We start from the raw sequence: 235 nt of genomic DNA, 5'->3' as shown, positions 1-235 counted from the left end.
TTCGAGGTGGAAGCATGGTGACATGTGGAGCTGACGAATACTAATAGATCGAGGACTTAACCATATAATATGAAGCAATGTTATCTAGTTTTGAAAGAATATAAAAAACTTGTTGACTTTAAAAGTTAAATGAGTTACAATAATTCTTGTCTTAAATGAATACAGTCTGGTAATGATGGCAGAGAGGTCACACCCGTTCCCATACCGAACACGGAAGTTAAGCTCTCTAGCGCCG

The 235-nt window shown here is 37.9% G+C and carries 1 rRNA gene; it reads left to right on the top strand.

What is annotated here, in order from left to right:
* Positions 1 to 165: 165 nt before the first annotated feature.
* A 5S ribosomal RNA gene (gene rrf / locus BAU27_RS21065) occupies positions 166 to 235 on the top strand; the annotation flags it as partial.

It is taken from the genome of Bacillus sp. NH11B (genome assembly GCF_001884205.1).
GTDB lineage: Bacteria > Bacillota > Bacilli > Bacillales > Bacillaceae_G > Bacillus_A > Bacillus_A proteolyticus.
Note: the sequence above shows the minus strand (reverse complement) of the source record. Positions and strands in the feature narration are given on the sequence as shown.